Annotated in this window: 15 protein-coding genes and 4 tRNA genes; 9 read left to right on the top strand and 10 right to left on the bottom strand. The window is 42.4% G+C overall.

Features of this window, described 5'->3' with window-relative positions:
• Window positions 1-60: 60 nt before the first annotated feature.
• Together pgm and seqA are read right to left on the bottom strand one after the other, a co-directional pair.
• Window positions 61-1710, bottom strand: coding sequence for a phosphoglucomutase (alpha-D-glucose-1,6-bisphosphate-dependent) (gene pgm, locus E0Z06_RS07210; RefSeq protein ID WP_132583254.1), 1650 nt, complete (start codon window positions 1708-1710; stop codon window positions 61-63).
• A gap of 12 nt (window positions 1711-1722) precedes the next feature.
• The gene (gene seqA / locus E0Z06_RS07205) at window positions 1723-2229 is read right to left on the bottom strand and encodes a replication initiation negative regulator SeqA (protein ID WP_132583252.1); all 507 of its coding nucleotides are present in this window, start codon (window positions 2227-2229) and stop codon (window positions 1723-1725) included.
• 109 nt (window positions 2230-2338) lie between these two features.
• On the opposite strand from seqA, the gene E0Z06_RS07200 reads away from it, so the two are divergent.
• From E0Z06_RS07200 to fldA, 4 genes are all read left to right on the top strand, one after another.
• Entirely contained in the window at window positions 2339-3109 is a 771-nt protein-coding gene (locus E0Z06_RS07200; RefSeq protein WP_132583250.1) for an alpha/beta fold hydrolase, read from the top strand.
• A gap of 65 nt (window positions 3110-3174) precedes the next feature.
• The gene (locus E0Z06_RS07195; protein WP_132583248.1) at window positions 3175-3375 is read left to right on the top strand and encodes a DUF2788 domain-containing protein; all 201 of its coding nucleotides are present in this window, start codon (window positions 3175-3177) and stop codon (window positions 3373-3375) included.
• A gap of 11 nt (window positions 3376-3386) precedes the next feature.
• A complete protein-coding gene (gene ybfE, locus E0Z06_RS07190) occupies window positions 3387-3659 on the top strand; it encodes a LexA regulated protein (protein ID WP_132583246.1) in 273 nt (90 codons plus the stop codon).
• A 13-nt stretch (window positions 3660-3672) separates the two neighbouring features.
• A complete protein-coding gene (gene fldA, locus E0Z06_RS07185; RefSeq protein WP_132583244.1) occupies window positions 3673-4203 on the top strand; it encodes a flavodoxin FldA in 531 nt (176 codons plus the stop codon).
• A 38-nt stretch (window positions 4204-4241) separates the two neighbouring features.
• On the opposite strand, the gene E0Z06_RS07180 is transcribed toward fldA, so the two are convergent.
• The gene (locus tag E0Z06_RS07180) at window positions 4242-4709 is read right to left on the bottom strand and encodes a DUF4442 domain-containing protein (RefSeq protein WP_132583242.1); all 468 of its coding nucleotides are present in this window, start codon (window positions 4707-4709) and stop codon (window positions 4242-4244) included.
• Between the two features lie 154 nt (window positions 4710-4863).
• Between E0Z06_RS07180 and fur the strand changes: the two genes are divergently transcribed.
• Complete coding sequence (gene fur / locus E0Z06_RS07175) at window positions 4864-5304, top strand: ferric iron uptake transcriptional regulator (RefSeq protein ID WP_132583240.1); 441 nt, start codon at window positions 4864-4866, stop codon at window positions 5302-5304.
• 98 nt (window positions 5305-5402) lie between these two features.
• Here fur and E0Z06_RS07170 read toward each other — a convergent pair whose 3' ends face one another.
• Both E0Z06_RS07170 and E0Z06_RS07165 read right to left on the bottom strand, forming a co-directional pair.
• Window positions 5403-6329 carry an FAD-binding protein gene (locus E0Z06_RS07170; RefSeq protein ID WP_132583238.1) on the bottom strand — a complete coding sequence of 309 codons (927 nt, stop codon included), beginning with the start codon at window positions 6327-6329 and terminating at the stop codon, window positions 5403-5405.
• Window positions 6329-7078, bottom strand: coding sequence for an electron transfer flavoprotein subunit beta/FixA family protein (locus E0Z06_RS07165; RefSeq protein ID WP_132583236.1), 750 nt, complete (start codon window positions 7076-7078; stop codon window positions 6329-6331). Before E0Z06_RS07165 ends, E0Z06_RS07170 begins: the two co-directional genes overlap by 1 nt.
• 201 nt (window positions 7079-7279) lie before the next feature.
• Here E0Z06_RS07165 and E0Z06_RS07160 point away from each other — a divergent pair, with 201 nt between their 5' ends.
• From E0Z06_RS07160 to E0Z06_RS07145, 4 genes are all read left to right on the top strand, one after another.
• Window positions 7280-8914, top strand: a complete 1635-nt coding sequence (locus tag E0Z06_RS07160) for an electron transfer flavoprotein-ubiquinone oxidoreductase (protein ID WP_347812440.1) — start codon at window positions 7280-7282, stop codon at window positions 8912-8914.
• Window positions 8915-9204: 290 nt separating this feature from the next.
• Window positions 9205-11256 (top strand): hypothetical protein, encoded by a 2052-nt coding sequence (locus E0Z06_RS07155; protein ID WP_243695598.1) that lies wholly within the window; start codon window positions 9205-9207, stop codon window positions 11254-11256.
• A gap of 122 nt (window positions 11257-11378) precedes the next feature.
• On the top strand, window positions 11379-12140 hold the full coding sequence (locus E0Z06_RS07150; RefSeq protein ID WP_132583230.1) for a pseudouridine synthase: 762 nt from the start codon (window positions 11379-11381) through the stop codon (window positions 12138-12140).
• A 17-nt stretch (window positions 12141-12157) separates the two neighbouring features.
• The gene (locus E0Z06_RS07145) at window positions 12158-13600 is read left to right on the top strand and encodes a DASS family sodium-coupled anion symporter (protein WP_132583228.1); all 1443 of its coding nucleotides are present in this window, start codon (window positions 12158-12160) and stop codon (window positions 13598-13600) included.
• Window positions 13601-13649: 49 nt separating this feature from the next.
• On the opposite strand, the gene E0Z06_RS07140 is transcribed toward E0Z06_RS07145, so the two are convergent.
• The 5 genes from E0Z06_RS07140 to pgsA all read right to left on the bottom strand — a co-directional run bounded on the left by E0Z06_RS07140 (window position 13650) and on the right by pgsA (window position 14738).
• A tRNA-Gly gene (locus tag E0Z06_RS07140) sits at window positions 13650-13725 on the bottom strand.
• Between the two features lie 17 nt (window positions 13726-13742).
• A tRNA-Leu gene (locus tag E0Z06_RS07135) sits at window positions 13743-13829 on the bottom strand.
• A 40-nt stretch (window positions 13830-13869) separates the two neighbouring features.
• Window positions 13870-13943, bottom strand: a tRNA-Cys gene (locus tag E0Z06_RS07130).
• Between the two features lie 30 nt (window positions 13944-13973).
• Window positions 13974-14049, bottom strand: a tRNA-Gly gene (locus tag E0Z06_RS07125).
• Window positions 14050-14183: 134 nt separating this feature from the next.
• Window positions 14184-14738 carry a CDP-diacylglycerol--glycerol-3-phosphate 3-phosphatidyltransferase gene (pgsA, locus tag E0Z06_RS07120; protein WP_132583226.1) on the bottom strand — a complete coding sequence of 185 codons (555 nt, stop codon included), beginning with the start codon at window positions 14736-14738 and terminating at the stop codon, window positions 14184-14186.
• Window positions 14739-14750: the final 12 nt, after the last annotated feature.

Genomic DNA, 14750 nt, shown 5'->3' with positions numbered 1-14750 from the left:
TATATTATTGGCCATCATCAGCGCTGCATTCTTATCAAGATGTCGAAATATTACCACAGCTTATATTTTACTGAATACAGATTCAACAAATGCCTTAGCATCCAGCTCTAACTGTTGTAAATGGGCGTCATCAACAAAGCTTTCCATGTAAATTTTATATGAGTTTTCAGTGCCTGACGGCCGTGCGGCAAACCAGCCATTACTGGTTACCACTTTAACGCCGCCAATATCTGCATTATTGCCTGGTGCCTTGGTTAACACTGCTAGAATGGCATCACCGGCTAACTGGGTTTGCGAAACACTACTGGCATCCAGTTGTTTCAGGGCCGCTTTTTGTCCTGCTGTGGCGGGCGCGTCAAACCGCTTATACAATGGTGAACCTAGCTCTTGCGTTAACGCCTGATATTGCAAATACGGATCAATGCCGGTTTTAGCTAACATTTCGGCGGCCAATAGGCCCAAAATAAAACCATCTTTATCGGTAGACCAAGCGGTTCCGTCAAAGCGTAAAAAGCTGGCGCCAGCGCTTTCTTCACCGCCAAAAGCAACCTTACCATTGTGTAAACCTTCAACAAACCACTTAAAACCTACCGACACCTCAAACAAAGTGCGACCACGAGCGGCAACCACGCGATCAATTAAGGCACTGGATACCAACGTTTTACCAATAGCTAACTCGTTATGCCACTGTGATCGATTAGCCAATAAGTAGTTAATGGCAACCGCTAGGTAATGATTTGGGTTCATTAAACCACCGCTTTTGGTGACAATGCCGTGGCGGTCAAAATCGGGATCATTACCAATAGCGATATCAAACTGGTCTTTTAACTTTATTAAATTCGCCATCGAATATTCAGATGAACAGTCCATGCGAATTTGCCCATCTTTATCTAACGGCATAAATGCAAACGCTGGATCAATCTTGTCGTTAACCACGGTAATGTTTAAACCATAACGTTTAGCAATGCGTGGCCAGTAAGCCAGCCCTGAGCCACCAAGCGGGTCAACCCCAATACGAATACCGGCTTTAGCAATGGCATCCATATCTATAACATTCTTTAAATCTTCAACATAATGCTCAATATAATCAATATGCTGGCAATAACCGGATTGCAGCGCCAAGGCGTAAGGCATCATTTTTACACCGTCTAACTCCTTGCTTAGCAACTCATTAGCGCGTGCTTCTATCCAATTAGTTACATCAGTGTCGGCTGGGCCACCATGCGGCGGATTATATTTTATACCACCGTCTTGCGGCGGATTATGCGATGGTGTGATCACAATGCCATCGGCGAGTTGCGACGTTGCACCAGCGTTCTGCGTTAAAATGGCATGCGAAATAACCGGTGTTGGCGTATAGCCGAAGTCTTTTTGAATACACACCTGGATCTTGTTCGCTATTAGTACTTCAAGCGCAGTAGCAAAGGCCGCTTCTGATAAGGCATGGGTGTCTTTACCTAAAAATAATGGCCCAGTAATCGCGTGCTTTTTCCGGTAATCTGCTATTGCCTGACAAATTGCCAACACGTGTGGTTCGTTAAATGAGCAGCTTAATGCGCTGCCACGGTGGCCTGAAGTACCAAAACTCACTTTATGCTCTGGGTGCATTTGTACATCGGGCTCAAGTACATAATACGCCGTCATAAGTCGGCTTATATTAGGCACTAATGCGCTTGGCACCGGTTGCCCAGCAAGTGGGTGTAAAGACATAAAAATTCCTTGTTATAACAAATCACGAATGCGTTCGGCGTCCTGCTCAGTGTAACCAAGCTTAGCGGCGGTTTCGGTTAACATCATTTTTTTACGCGTTGTATTTGAGTTAGTAATAACCCAAAAATCAGTATTGGGGATCTGCTTAGGGTTAGTGCTACTACCCGCTTCTGACAGCTCTTCGGCACTGCGGCCAAAGTACAGTCGATTACGGCCTTTAATCTCCAATACTTTAGTAAATTGCTTTTTATGCGCGCGGGCTAAGGCCGATAAAATAAACAAAAACCGCCCCACCACACTCGACTCTGCTTGCAAGTCTTGCTTATGCACAAGATCAAAAATATTGTTATTAACTACTGATACCGATTCAGGGGTTATGATTTCCACCGTTTCAGGCACTGAAGCTGCAGCATCACCTAGCAGCAAACGCCGTAGGATTTCTGATGCACTTTCGCCTATTTTTTTAGTCTGACCAGCAATGTACTGATACAGCTCGTCATCTATTTCGATGGTTTTCATATATTTATTCCGCGCGCTAAAGGTGAAGCCATTATATAAAGCCTTATCGACTGACGCCAGCAACATGATTTGATAAACTAACATCCTTAACTAAATAAGCGAGTTTTCTATGCTTTTATATACCCATAGCAGTGGCCAGCACAACAGTTCAACACCTGTAGTTCTAATACATGGTCTGTTTGGTAGTTATGAGAACTTAGGCGTAATAGCACGCAGTTTAAGTGAACAGTTTCACATAATTAATATTGATGTGCGTAATCACGGCAGATCTGAGCATAGTGAACAGATGAATTATGCACTAATGACAGAAGATCTGGCGCAAACACTTGATGCTTTAGGCATTAACCAGGTTGCACTGCTAGGCCATTCTATGGGCGGTAAACTTGCTATGGCATTTGCGCTAGCTTATCCCGAGCGCGTAACCAAACTTATTTTGGCAGACATAGCACCAATACACTACCCACCTCGGCATAGTAATGTGTTTGCTGGTTTAATAGCCGTTGATTTAGCAAGTATAACCAGCCGAACTGATGCCGATAAACAGTTGGCGGAATTTATTACTGAGCCTGGCGTACGACAATTTTTACTAAAAAGTTTAATTAAAGAAAACGACAGCTTTGCTTGGCGCTTTAATTTAGCCGCGTTACACGATAATTATAACGAGCTAATTTCAGCCGGGGCAGAACAAGGGCAATACCTTGGACCGACGTTGTTTATTAAAGGCGGTAATTCAGATTATATTTTACCTGAATATAAACAACGCATTACGCAGCTATTCCCCAAAGCCGAAGTGAAAGTTATTCAAGACACCGGCCATTGGTTGCATGCGGAAAAACCAGCCATGTTTAGCCGATTAGTCATCGACTTTTTATTACGTTAACACACTAAATTTCTGCCAAGTTATGCTACAATGCGCGCACTTTTTTATAGCTCAGGTTTAATACCATGTCTATTGAGCAGTTTGAGTCTTTGGGTTTGTGGTTTGGGCTTGGCATATTGTATTTGTTTATCATTATGGCAATACGCGATGTGCTAAAGAAAAGTAATGCACCTAAATTCGGCCAGTTTTTTGTCTGGCTGGTGCTATTTCTTTCGCCTGCAGTGTTTATTATCAAAAACATAGTACCGTATTTTTTTGAGCAATAAGGTTAAGATTAATGGCGAAAATTGCCACTGATCGCACCACAATTGATTTATTTGCGCAGGATAAGCGTCCCGGGCGGCCAAAAACTAACGTGTTGCCTCGCGACGAACAGCTTAAACTGAACAAGCGTAATCAAGTTAAACGTGATCGTAATAAAGGTTTAAAGCGCATTGAGTTTAAAGTGTCTGAACAATTGTATACTGCACTGAGTGAACAAGCTGAACAAGCCAAAATGACACGCAGTGCGTATTTAGAACATATTTTGGCTCAAGTTTTATCTAGGTAAGAAGGTTAGATTAATGGCAACTGTAGGCATTTTTTTTGGTAGTGATACCGGCAACACTGAGCATATCGCCAAAATGATCCAGAAAGAACTGGGTAAACATTTGTTTGATATTCGCGATATTGCTAAAAGTAGTAAAGAAGATATTGCGGCCTTTGACTTACTGCTACTCGGTATCCCTACTTGGTATTATGGCGAAGCGCAGTGTGATTGGGATGATTTTTTCCCTGAGTTAGAGAATATTGACTTTAATAACAAGTTGGTCGCAATTTTTGGCTGCGGTGATCAAGAAGATTATGCTGAGTACTTCCTAGATGCTATGGGTACACTGCGCGACATTATTGAACCTAAAGGCGCCATTATCGTTGGCCACTGGCCAACAGCGAGTTACAACTTTGTTGCATCTAAAGCCTTAACGGACGACAAGCACTTTGTAGGTTTAGGTATTGATGAAGATCGCCAACCAGAGCTAACCGAACAGCGCGTTAAGCAATGGTGTAAACAAATATACGAAGAAATGAGCCTAAAAGAATTTGAAGGTATCTAGAAAAAGCCGGCGTTAGTGCCGGCTTTTTTAGCTGCGACTTAAGGTCGATACTGCGCCTTTTTGCGAATGTACACCGTGCGGTTTACCTCTGCCACAATCTGGTTATTACTATCCTTAATATTTACTACAAACTGCGGAAAATGTTTTTCACCACTTTCTGTCGCCCGTTTAATTGCATCAATTTCATGATCAGCTAACCAAAACTCCGCCACTAGCTTACCTTTACCTGGGATAATAAAATTAATGTCTGCTTGTTTGTCCCAAACAATATACTCTTTACCCAGCGCCCCCATCAGCATTAACGGATAGATAGGATCGGTCATCGAAAACATTGAGCCACCAAATTGGCTATTATTAATATTACGTGTCCAAGGCCGCCCTTTTAATATCACTTTGCAGTAACGATAATCGTCGCGTAACTCTTCAACTTTTATTCCAGGAAATAAAAACGGCGGCCAAAAATTTAATAAATACCGCATAACTGCTGGATTAAACATCCATTTCATAAACACACTCTGGTACGACCTGATAAACGCTATTGTACTTTGCAAATTGTACAGAACAAGCTTTGCTTTAAAATCTGTTAGGCATTTTGCCGTATCATTCTCCTGCCAATGCCTCTATAATCTTTGGCATGTATAAGCCAGAGTTAGAGTTTTTATGTCAGATCACAACAGTGAGTTACGCAAAGCCGGCCTGAAAGTGACCTTGCCACGGGTAAAAATTTTAGAGATCTTACAAGATCCAAAACATCAGCATATTAGTGCCGAAGATGTTTATAAAATATTACTCGATATCGGCGAAGATATTGGCCTAGCAACAGTTTATCGCGTACTAAATCAATTTGACGACGCAGGTATTATCACCCGTCATCATTTTGAAGGCGGTAAGTCAGTATTTGAATTGTCAGACGGCGAGCACCACGATCATCTTGTGTGTTTAAAATGTGGCAGAGTGGTTGAGTTTGAAGATGATGTTATTGAAGCTAAGCAGCTAGAGATTGCCGAAAAAAATGGCATTAAACTTAGCCATCATAGTTTATATTTATACGGCGAGTGTAAAGACACTGTGCAGTGTAAAAAAAATAGCGCAGCTAATTAATAACTTATACTAAAGTTAAAGCGCGTAAATTTGTTGCTTATTAAACGGTAGCAACAAAAAAGCCAGCATTTAGCTGGCTTTTTTATTAGTAATTCTCGTTACAGCAACTGTTCTAATTCCGGTAATACCGTAAATAAATCAGCAACTAAACCATAATCCGCAATTTGGAATATCGGCGCTTCTGCATCTTTATTAATTGCTACTATAACTTTTGAGTCTTTCATACCAGCTAAATGCTGAATTGCACCAGAGATCCCTACGGCAATATACAGATCAGGTGCAACAATTTTACCGGTTTGACCTACCTGCATATCATTCGGCACAAAACCCGCGTCTACCGCAGCGCGCGATGCGCCTATTGCCGCACCTAGCTTATCCGCAATGCCGTTTAATAGCGCAAAGTTTTCGCCATTTTGCATGCCTCTACCACCAGAAATAACCACGCGAGCCGCTGTCAGCTCGGGACGTTCAGACTTAGTCAATTCAGCACTAATATATTTCGATACGCCGGCATCATGCACTGCCGCAACAGTTTCAACCGTTGCACTGTTACCCGTTTGTGCAGCACGGAACGCGGCTGGGCGCACCGTTAATACTTTAATTGCATCAGTAGATTTAACCGTTGCAATAGCATTACCGGCGTATATAGGCCGGACAAACGTATCGCTGCTTTCAATAGCGATAACATCAGAAATTTGAGCTACGTCTAGCATTGCTGCCACGCGAGGTAAAAAGTTTTTACCTGTAGTCGTTGCTGGCGCCAAAATATGGCTGAAATTAGCGCCTAATTCGGCAACTAAACCGGCAATATTTTCCGCTAATTGATGCTCATAGGCCGCATTATCAGCCAGTAATACTTTACTAACACCTATAATCGTTGCTGCTTCGTTTGCTGCCGCAGCACAATTTAAACCGGCAACCAGCACCGTAATATCACCACCAATTGCACTCGCCGCTTGCACGACCTTATGCGTTTCGCTTTTCAAGCTTTGATTGTTATGTTCTGCAATAAGTAAAATAGCCATTAGATCACCTTCGCTTCATGCTTTAATTTGTCAACCAGTTCAGCGACTGATTCCACTTTAATACCGCCTTGACGCACAGCAGGTGCAGCAACTTTTACTACGGTAACATTCGACTGCAAATTAACACCAAAACTGTCAGCCGCTTTTACTTCAAGTGGCTTCTTCTTAGCTTTCATAATATTCGGCAACGACGCGTAACGCGGCTCGTTTAAACGTAGGTCGGTCGACACCACAGCCGGTAGCGTTAGTTCAACTGTTTGCAAACCACCATCTATCTCGCGGGTAACCTGTACCTTGCCATCGTTTATTTGCACTTTAGAGGCAAAGGTTCCCTGCCCCATACCGGTAAGCGCAGCTAACATCTGACCGGTTTGGTTATTATCTGAATCAATTGCCTGCTTGCCCAGAATAACCAGATCTGGCTGTTCTTCGCCAACTAACTTAGCTAATAGCTTAGCAACCTGCAGTGAGTCTAAGCTCAGTTCAGTTTCTATATGTATTGCGCGATCAGCACCCAGCGCCAATGCCGTTCTTAGCTGTTCTTGCACAGCCGTAGTACCTATAGATATCACCACGACTTCAGATGCCTTACCCGCCTCTTTTAAACGCACAGCTTCTTCTATAGCAATCTCACAAAATGGGTTAAGCGCCATTTTGACGTTTGCTAAGTCAACACCTGTCTGATCGGCTTTTACACGTACTTTTACGTTGTAATCTATTACCCGTTTTACCGGCACTAATATTTTCATATGTTCCTCATTCTTTTCCCGCAAGAAATTACGCGATTCACTACAGGGTTACGTTAAGGTAAAGCTATAATAGTTATGTTTGTCACAATTTACTTACTGTTGACGTTAACGTCAACCTGCAATACCCTAAACACCATGATAAAAGCGGCGTAAGCTGTAAATAATAAACTCCAAGAGGTGCGTGCAGTGGAAAGAGAATCAATGGAATTTGATGTAGTAATAGTAGGTGCCGGCCCAGCGGGCTTGTCTACTGCGATCAAATTGATGCAACAAGCCAAAGCCGCAGCAAAAGAGCTTTCAGTCTGTGTGGTAGAAAAAGGCTCTGAAGTTGGAGCTCACATCTTATCGGGCGCAGTATTTGAAACCCGCGCGCTAGCAGAACTTTTCCCTGATTGGCAGCAGCTTGATGCCCCCGTAAAAACCACGGTTAAACATGATGATATTTATCTGTTTAAAAATGCCGAGCACGCAACCAAGTTGCCCAGCATAGCCGTACCTAAAACGATGCACAACAGCGGTAACTATATTGTCTCAATTGCTAACTTGTGTCGCTGGTTGGCACAACAAGCCGAGCAATTAGGCGTAGAAATATTTCCCGGCTTTGCTGCCAGTGAAGTATTAATTGAAGACGACGTGGTCAAAGGTATTCTTATTGGTGATATGGGCTTAGATAAACATGGCCAACCTAAAGATAGCTTTACACCGGGCATGGAGCTGCGCGCTAAGTACACGGTGTTTGCCGAAGGTTGCCGCGGGCATTTGGGTAAACAATTAATCAGCCATTTTAAATTAGACCAAGGCCAGTCACCGCAGCATTATGCATTGGGTTTTAAAGAAATTTGGGATGTGCCCGCCGAAAATTATCATGAAGGCTTAGTCGTGCACTCAGCCGGTTGGCCTTTAACTGGTGACACCTCTGGTGGTGGTTATTTATATCATGGTGAAGACCAGCAAGTGATGGTGGGTTTAATTGTCGATCTTAATTATAGCAACCCGCATTTAAGCCCATTTGAAGAGTTTCAACGTTATAAACAGCACCCGGTTATTAGCCAGTATTTGAAAAATGGTAAGCGTGTTAGCTACGGCGCTCGGGCTATAACTAAGGGCGGATTAAACAGCCTACCTAAAATGAGCTTCAACGGCGGTTTATTAGTCGGTTGTGATGCCGGAACACTAAACTTTGCCAAGATTAAAGGCAACCACACCGCCATGAAGTCTGGCATCTTGGCAGCAGAAACGCTGTTTAGCGCACTGCAAGCAGACGATAGCTCAGGTAAAGATTTAGTCGAATTTGCTGATGCGATTAAAAACAGCTGGTTATATGACGAATTATATCGCTCACGTAACTTTGGCCCGGCAATGCATAAATTTGGTACCTTCTGGGGCGGTGCATTCAACACGCTGGATCAAAACATCTTTGCCGGTAAACTACCGTTTACACTAAAAGACAATAGTTACGATTATGCGCAAATGAAATTAGCCAGTGAGGCACCGGTTATTCATTACGCTAAACCTGATAATATTTTAAGTTTTGACCGCTTAACCTCAGTGTATTTATCCAATACCAACCACGAAGAAGAACAACCTTGTCATTTAAAGTTAAAAGATCCGCGTATTCCAATTAGTGTTAATTTGCCTAAATATAACGAGCCCGCACAACGTTACTGCCCTGCCGGGGTGTATGAAATTGTGCAAGATGAGCAAAACGAGCCTAAACTTCAAATAAACGCGCAAAACTGTATTCATTGTAAAACCTGCGACATTAAAGATCCGTCGCAGAACATTACATGGGTGACACCGGAAGGCGCGGGTGGGCCTAACTACCCGAATATGTGAGGGGCTATCGAGCATACTATGTAAAATTCAAGTTCTATATAGTATGCTCAGTTGCTGCAATTTTGTTTTAACTTTCTTAACGCTAGCTTAATTTCAAACTACTACTACCTTTAATACTGAACGTAACATATATTACTAGCAGTATCGCCTCGACAGAGACAGGAAGTAGATTGATGAACAACAAAATAAAAAGCGAATTTAATTCCCAAGAGGATGTGCTTGCCGTAAAAACAGCGGTGAAGAAAGTCACTACAACAGTGGCTGCGCCTTCTTTTGCTAGTGATCGTTATATGTATTTTACCGAGCGTGATCTCAACAAAATATTAACCAACCTAGACGCCTTACGTACTAGTGTATTTCCGGTTCAAAATCCAGATAATGAAATTGAAAGCCGTAAGCAGCAGAATTTTCCATCAGTCTGCCTTATTGGCTTAGGCCGCTGTGGTTCTAATATCGCACTGGATGTCGCCTCTTTAGTGTATAACGCGCGCAACTTTTACCTGAACGAATTTAATAACGAAGAAAAGCAATCTCGCGAGCAAGAATACCAACCCATGCGCTGGATTAAGCGCAGCCTGCATTTATCTAATTCTCAAGCGTTAAAGCCGGTATTCTTAATTGAGCCTTTAGTCATGCTTGGCGACTTAGATAAAGATATCGAAGGCCGTATTCGCTTTTCACATAAAGGTGAAAGCAGCGGCTTTTTGCATGATTACACCAAAATGAAAATTATGGACTTATCTGAAGTTCATGCCGGTGGCGCCGGTAACGCCCCTATTTTGGGACAATATTTAGCTAAAATTATTCTTAATAAAGATACGCAGCGTTTTGCCAACACCGATTGGAAGAATATTCACTCTTACCTTATCGACTCCTGTGGCATAAAAGCCAACCAATCGCGTTTGTATTTCTATATTTTCAGCGCTGGCGGTGGTACAGGTTCCGGCATGGCTTCTGAATTTGGTTTAGCTCAGCAATATGCCTATATGAGCAAAACCTTTGATACCCGCACCTTAGTCGAAGATGAAGAAAATCGCGGCCACTCTTTTGTCTTTGAACCTATATTTACCAGCGGTATTTGTATTTTACCGAACATTTCGGATCACGGTGTCGAAATGTCAGAAGCGCTGCATATTAATGCTGGCCGCTTATTATGTAAGTACTTAGCTGAAGAATGGGATTTTTCGTATAACTTTGATAACGAAGAAACCAGCGAATCTAGTGTTATGCATCGCATTCGCCCTTGGAACGCGATGATGCTGATTTCAAACGACATTATGCGCTATGCCGAAGAAACTGATGATGGTGGTATCCAACATATCGATGTTAACGCCATGGAAAAATATGCTAACCAATATATTTCTCAGCAAATTTTTAATATTTTAACAGCGCAAGCAGTAACCACAGATTACGACGAGAACTATTTCCGTCGTGCCGGCATCGACATCGGCGAAACTATTCGGCTAGACGCCAACGACCTGTTTATGAGTTTAGCTGGCCCGGTTGCCATAGCTTATGCTGAGTCAGTTATTCCGCCTGACGCTAACGCGACCGATAAAAAAACTGGCACCAGCTTGAATATTGATGATTTGTTTTTCCGCTCTATTGATTTACCGCACTTTAACAAAGTGACACAAGCCATAGAAGGCATAAGTTTGTTGCCTATAGAGTCGAGCAGTTATCGCGAAACCTTGGCTAACTATGTAAAAAACGGCTACAACGCTGCAGAATTGAACGATCTTCACTTCTTTAAAAACTGCTCCTCTGTAGTGTCTATTGTGTCATTACCCAAAGACTACAAGTTATCTTACATGGATCTTAACCGGTTAAAGTCGCACCTAAACTCGTTATTTCCTAACACCACATTAAAACGTTATGCGTTGGTAATAGGCGCGTCTGCCAATATTTCGCTCACAACACTAATTGTAAAAAGCCCATGTTTAAGCGATGATTTTTTAACTTTAATCGTTGCTTTTATTAAGCGCTGTTTTGCCAAAGATAATTACCGCTTTGACGAGCAATTAGACCAAGCAATGCTTAATTTTATTCGTTCAGACAAATTTGACGAAGCACAGCTTGACACCATGCTAAATGAATTTGAAAACCCAGCAAAAATTCTTGATACCAACTGGTACGCTATCAAACCAATGTACGAGAAAAAGTATCGTGAACTTATTCATAATAAAGATAAGTTTGTATCAATTAACGATATACGCTTAAGTCGCGACAGCGTTAAAAAGGCCATTAAATACCTGCGTGAAATTTATCGCCATAAAATTAGTAAGACAAAAGTTATTTCACTTAATGCACAGCCTAGCTCGCAGTCAGACGCAGCTAAGTAAATTGAGATAACCGAGAAAAAGGCTTAACAATGTTAAGCCTTTTTTTTATATGTTGTAGCGAAAAGCAGTCTTACCCCCTAAACTATCGGCACACGTTGACCCTATTGGAATTTAGTGTATTTATGTCTGACGCCACCTTGTTTCGCTTAAACAAATTTATTAGTGACACCGGTTTTTGTTCTCGGCGCGAGGCCGATAAATTTATTGAAAATGGCCAAGTAACGGTAAACGGTGCAGTTGCGCCAGTTGGTTTAAAAGTATCGGAACAAGATCAGGTACTGATTGATGGTAAACCATTAAAAGCCAAACCAAAACGAGTGTATCTTGCTTACAATAAACCCGTGGGTATTACCTGCACTACTGAACGTCATATACAGGGAAATATTATTGACGCAGTGCGCTACCCCGAACGTATCTTCCCTATTGGCCGTTTAGATAAACCCTCTGATGGACTTATTTTTCTTACCAATGATGGTGATATCGTTAATAAAATTCTCCGCGCCGGTAATGCTCACGAAAAAGAATACGTCGTTACGGTAAATCGGCCGATTACGGAGCGTTTTATTCAACAAATGAGCCGTGGCGTGCCAATTTTAGATACCATCACCCTACCTTGCACCGTTCAACAGCGCTCAAAGCAAAGCTTTACTATTATTTTAACTCAAGGTTTAAACCGACAAATTCGGCGTATGTGTGAATATCTGGGCTATGAAGTACAAAGTTTAAAACGCACTCGCATTATGCATATTCGTGTAGCGGGTTTAAAACCTGGTCAATGGCGTTTATTAGAGCCTATTGAAATTCGTATGTTAGAACAACAACTTGTTACCTCGGATAATATTAACCAAGACAATACCGCGTTAACTAATAGCTTTGACGATTAACGTAATTTGAGGTTGTGATGCGCTTTAATTTTACTTGGCCTTATTATCTTTCATTACTCGTTGGCCCTTCGCTTTTTTTGCTTACGCTACTATCTGAGCCCGCTTTTGCGGGCATGTCGCACAGTGCATGGCTAATTAGCGGCGTTACCGCTTGGATGGCGCTATGGTGGGTTACAGAGCCAGTGCCTATTCCCGTTACTGCACTTTTACCTATCGTGCTGGTGCCGCTGCTTGGGCTCGATTCTATTAGCAACGTTACTGCACCCTACGCTCACCCGTTAATATTTTTATTTCTTGGCGGTTTTATATTATCCATAGCGATGGAGCGTTGGAATTTACACAAGCGAATTGCGCTATTAACCATGTTATTGGTTGGTAGCAAGCCTAGCCAGCAAATAGCCGGCATTATGATAGTCACCGCGTTTTTATCCATGTGGATGTCCAATACCGCTACGGCAGTAATGATGTTACCTATTGGTTTATCTATTATCGCCATGCAACAAGATCACGGCTGTAAAGACGAGAACTTTGCCAAAGCGGTATTATTGGCCATTGCTTATTCTGCCAGCATCGGCGGCATTGCTACCCTTATTGGCACACCGCCTAATGCGTTACTGGCGGCGTATCTTGAACGCAGTTACCAGTTACAGCTTAGCTTTAGCGATTGGATGCTATTTGGCGTGCCATTAGCCATTTGTTTACTCTGTTTTTGTTGGTTTTGGCTAACTCAAATCCACTTTAAACTAGATGCTTTGCCCAAACTAAATAGCCGCGCGCTTTATGCTACTCGGTTACAACAGCTAGGTAAAATGCATATCGCGGAAAAACTAGTCTTAGTTGTTTTTGTATTAGCGGCTTTTTTTTGGGTATTTAATCGCCCTATCAGTTCAATAATAGGTATAAAACTGGATGATGCCTTAATTGCTATTGCGGCGGCCTGCTTACTATTTATCTTGCCAATCTCACTAAAAACTGGACAGCGTATTTTGCAGTGGGAAGATTGCCAAAAACTACCGTGGGGTATTTTATTGCTATTTGGCGGAGGCTTAACCTTAGCGGCACAGATAGATAACTCTGGCTTATCATCTTATATCGCATTGCAAATTAGCCAGCTAGGTAATATCAATCTGGTATTACTTATTTTGTTAGTAACAACCGTCATTATATTTTTAACAGAAATCACCAGTAATACTGCGACGGCGGCGGCATTTTTACCTTTGCTTGGCCCAATTGCTGTATCGCTAAATACATCAGCTGCCATGCTAGTAATACCGGCTGCGGTAGCTGCTAGCTGCGCCTTTATGATGCCGGTGGCCACACCTCCAAACGCTATAGTGTTTGCTTCAGGTAAGTTGAAGATAATTGATATGGTGAAGGCGGGCTTAGTACTTAATATCATCGCTATTGGCTTGATTACCGTGTTTGTACTGTTTATAGCGCGCCATATCTTTCATTTTTAGTGATATCACAAGCAATAAAAAACGCAGCTCTAGGCTGCGTTTTTTAATTTGGAGCGAGTAACGAGGTTCGAACTCGTGACCTCGACCTTGGCAAGGTCGCGCTCTACCAGCTGAGCTATACTCGCATAAATCTGGTACTAAATGGTGCCCGGGGCCGGACTTGAACCGGCATGCCCTTTCGAGCGAGGGATTTTAAATCCCTTGTGTCTACCGATTTCACCACCCGGGCAGACAACTTTAGTTTTACTATACAACTATAAACTGTGATATGGAGGCGGGTCCCGGAGTCGAACCGAGATGGACGGATTTGCAATCCGCTGCATGGCCATTCTGCCAACCCGCCAATCAAACAATTTTAACTCTTTTAAAGAGTTGGAGCGAGTAACGAGGTTCGAACTCGTGACCTCGACCTTGGCAAGGTCGCGCTCTACCAGCTGAGCTATACTCGCGTTGTTATGACCATGTGCCCTAACACGAATCGCATTCTACTGTTTTAATTCAGCCAGTCAATAATAAATTCTTGTTTTGCGTCTGACTGATTAAAATTTGACTGAGTTGTGTTAATAAGCAGCAAAAATAAGGCTTAATGCACCAAATCGCGCCATGCTGCTTTTAAATAACTCAACATCGACCACACAGTTAATACTGTCGCAATATAAAGCAATAGCATCCCAGCCGGTGTAAACCAACTTACTAACCAATGCTCTGGGCGCCAAATAAGGCCAATTAACGCCAACATTTGCGCAATGGTTTTATATTTACCTAAATTTGATACCGCTACATTAGCGCGCTTGCCAATTTCGGCCATCCATTCACGTAACGCTGATATCACAATTTCACGGCTAATCATAATAATAGCCGGTACCGTTACCCACAGTGATTTACTATCTACAGCAATAATAACCAAGGCTACCGATACCATTACTTTATCCGCTACTGGGTCGAGAAACGCACCAAACGGAGTTGACTGTTGAAGTTTACGTGCCAAATAACCATCTAAGGCATCGGTAATGGCTGCTAACCAAAAAGCAAACGCTGCCCAGAACCGCGCGTTCTCGTGCCCAGAATAAAAACACAGGATAAAAACAGGGATCAGAAATAATCGAAACAGGGTTAACAGATTGGGAATATTCCACATCTTTTTATTCTC

The organism is Rheinheimera sp. D18 (assembly GCF_004345025.1).
Classification (GTDB): Bacteria; Pseudomonadota; Gammaproteobacteria; order Enterobacterales; family Alteromonadaceae; genus Alishewanella; species Alishewanella metallidurans.
Note: the sequence above shows the minus strand (reverse complement) of the source record. Positions and strands in the feature narration are given on the sequence as shown.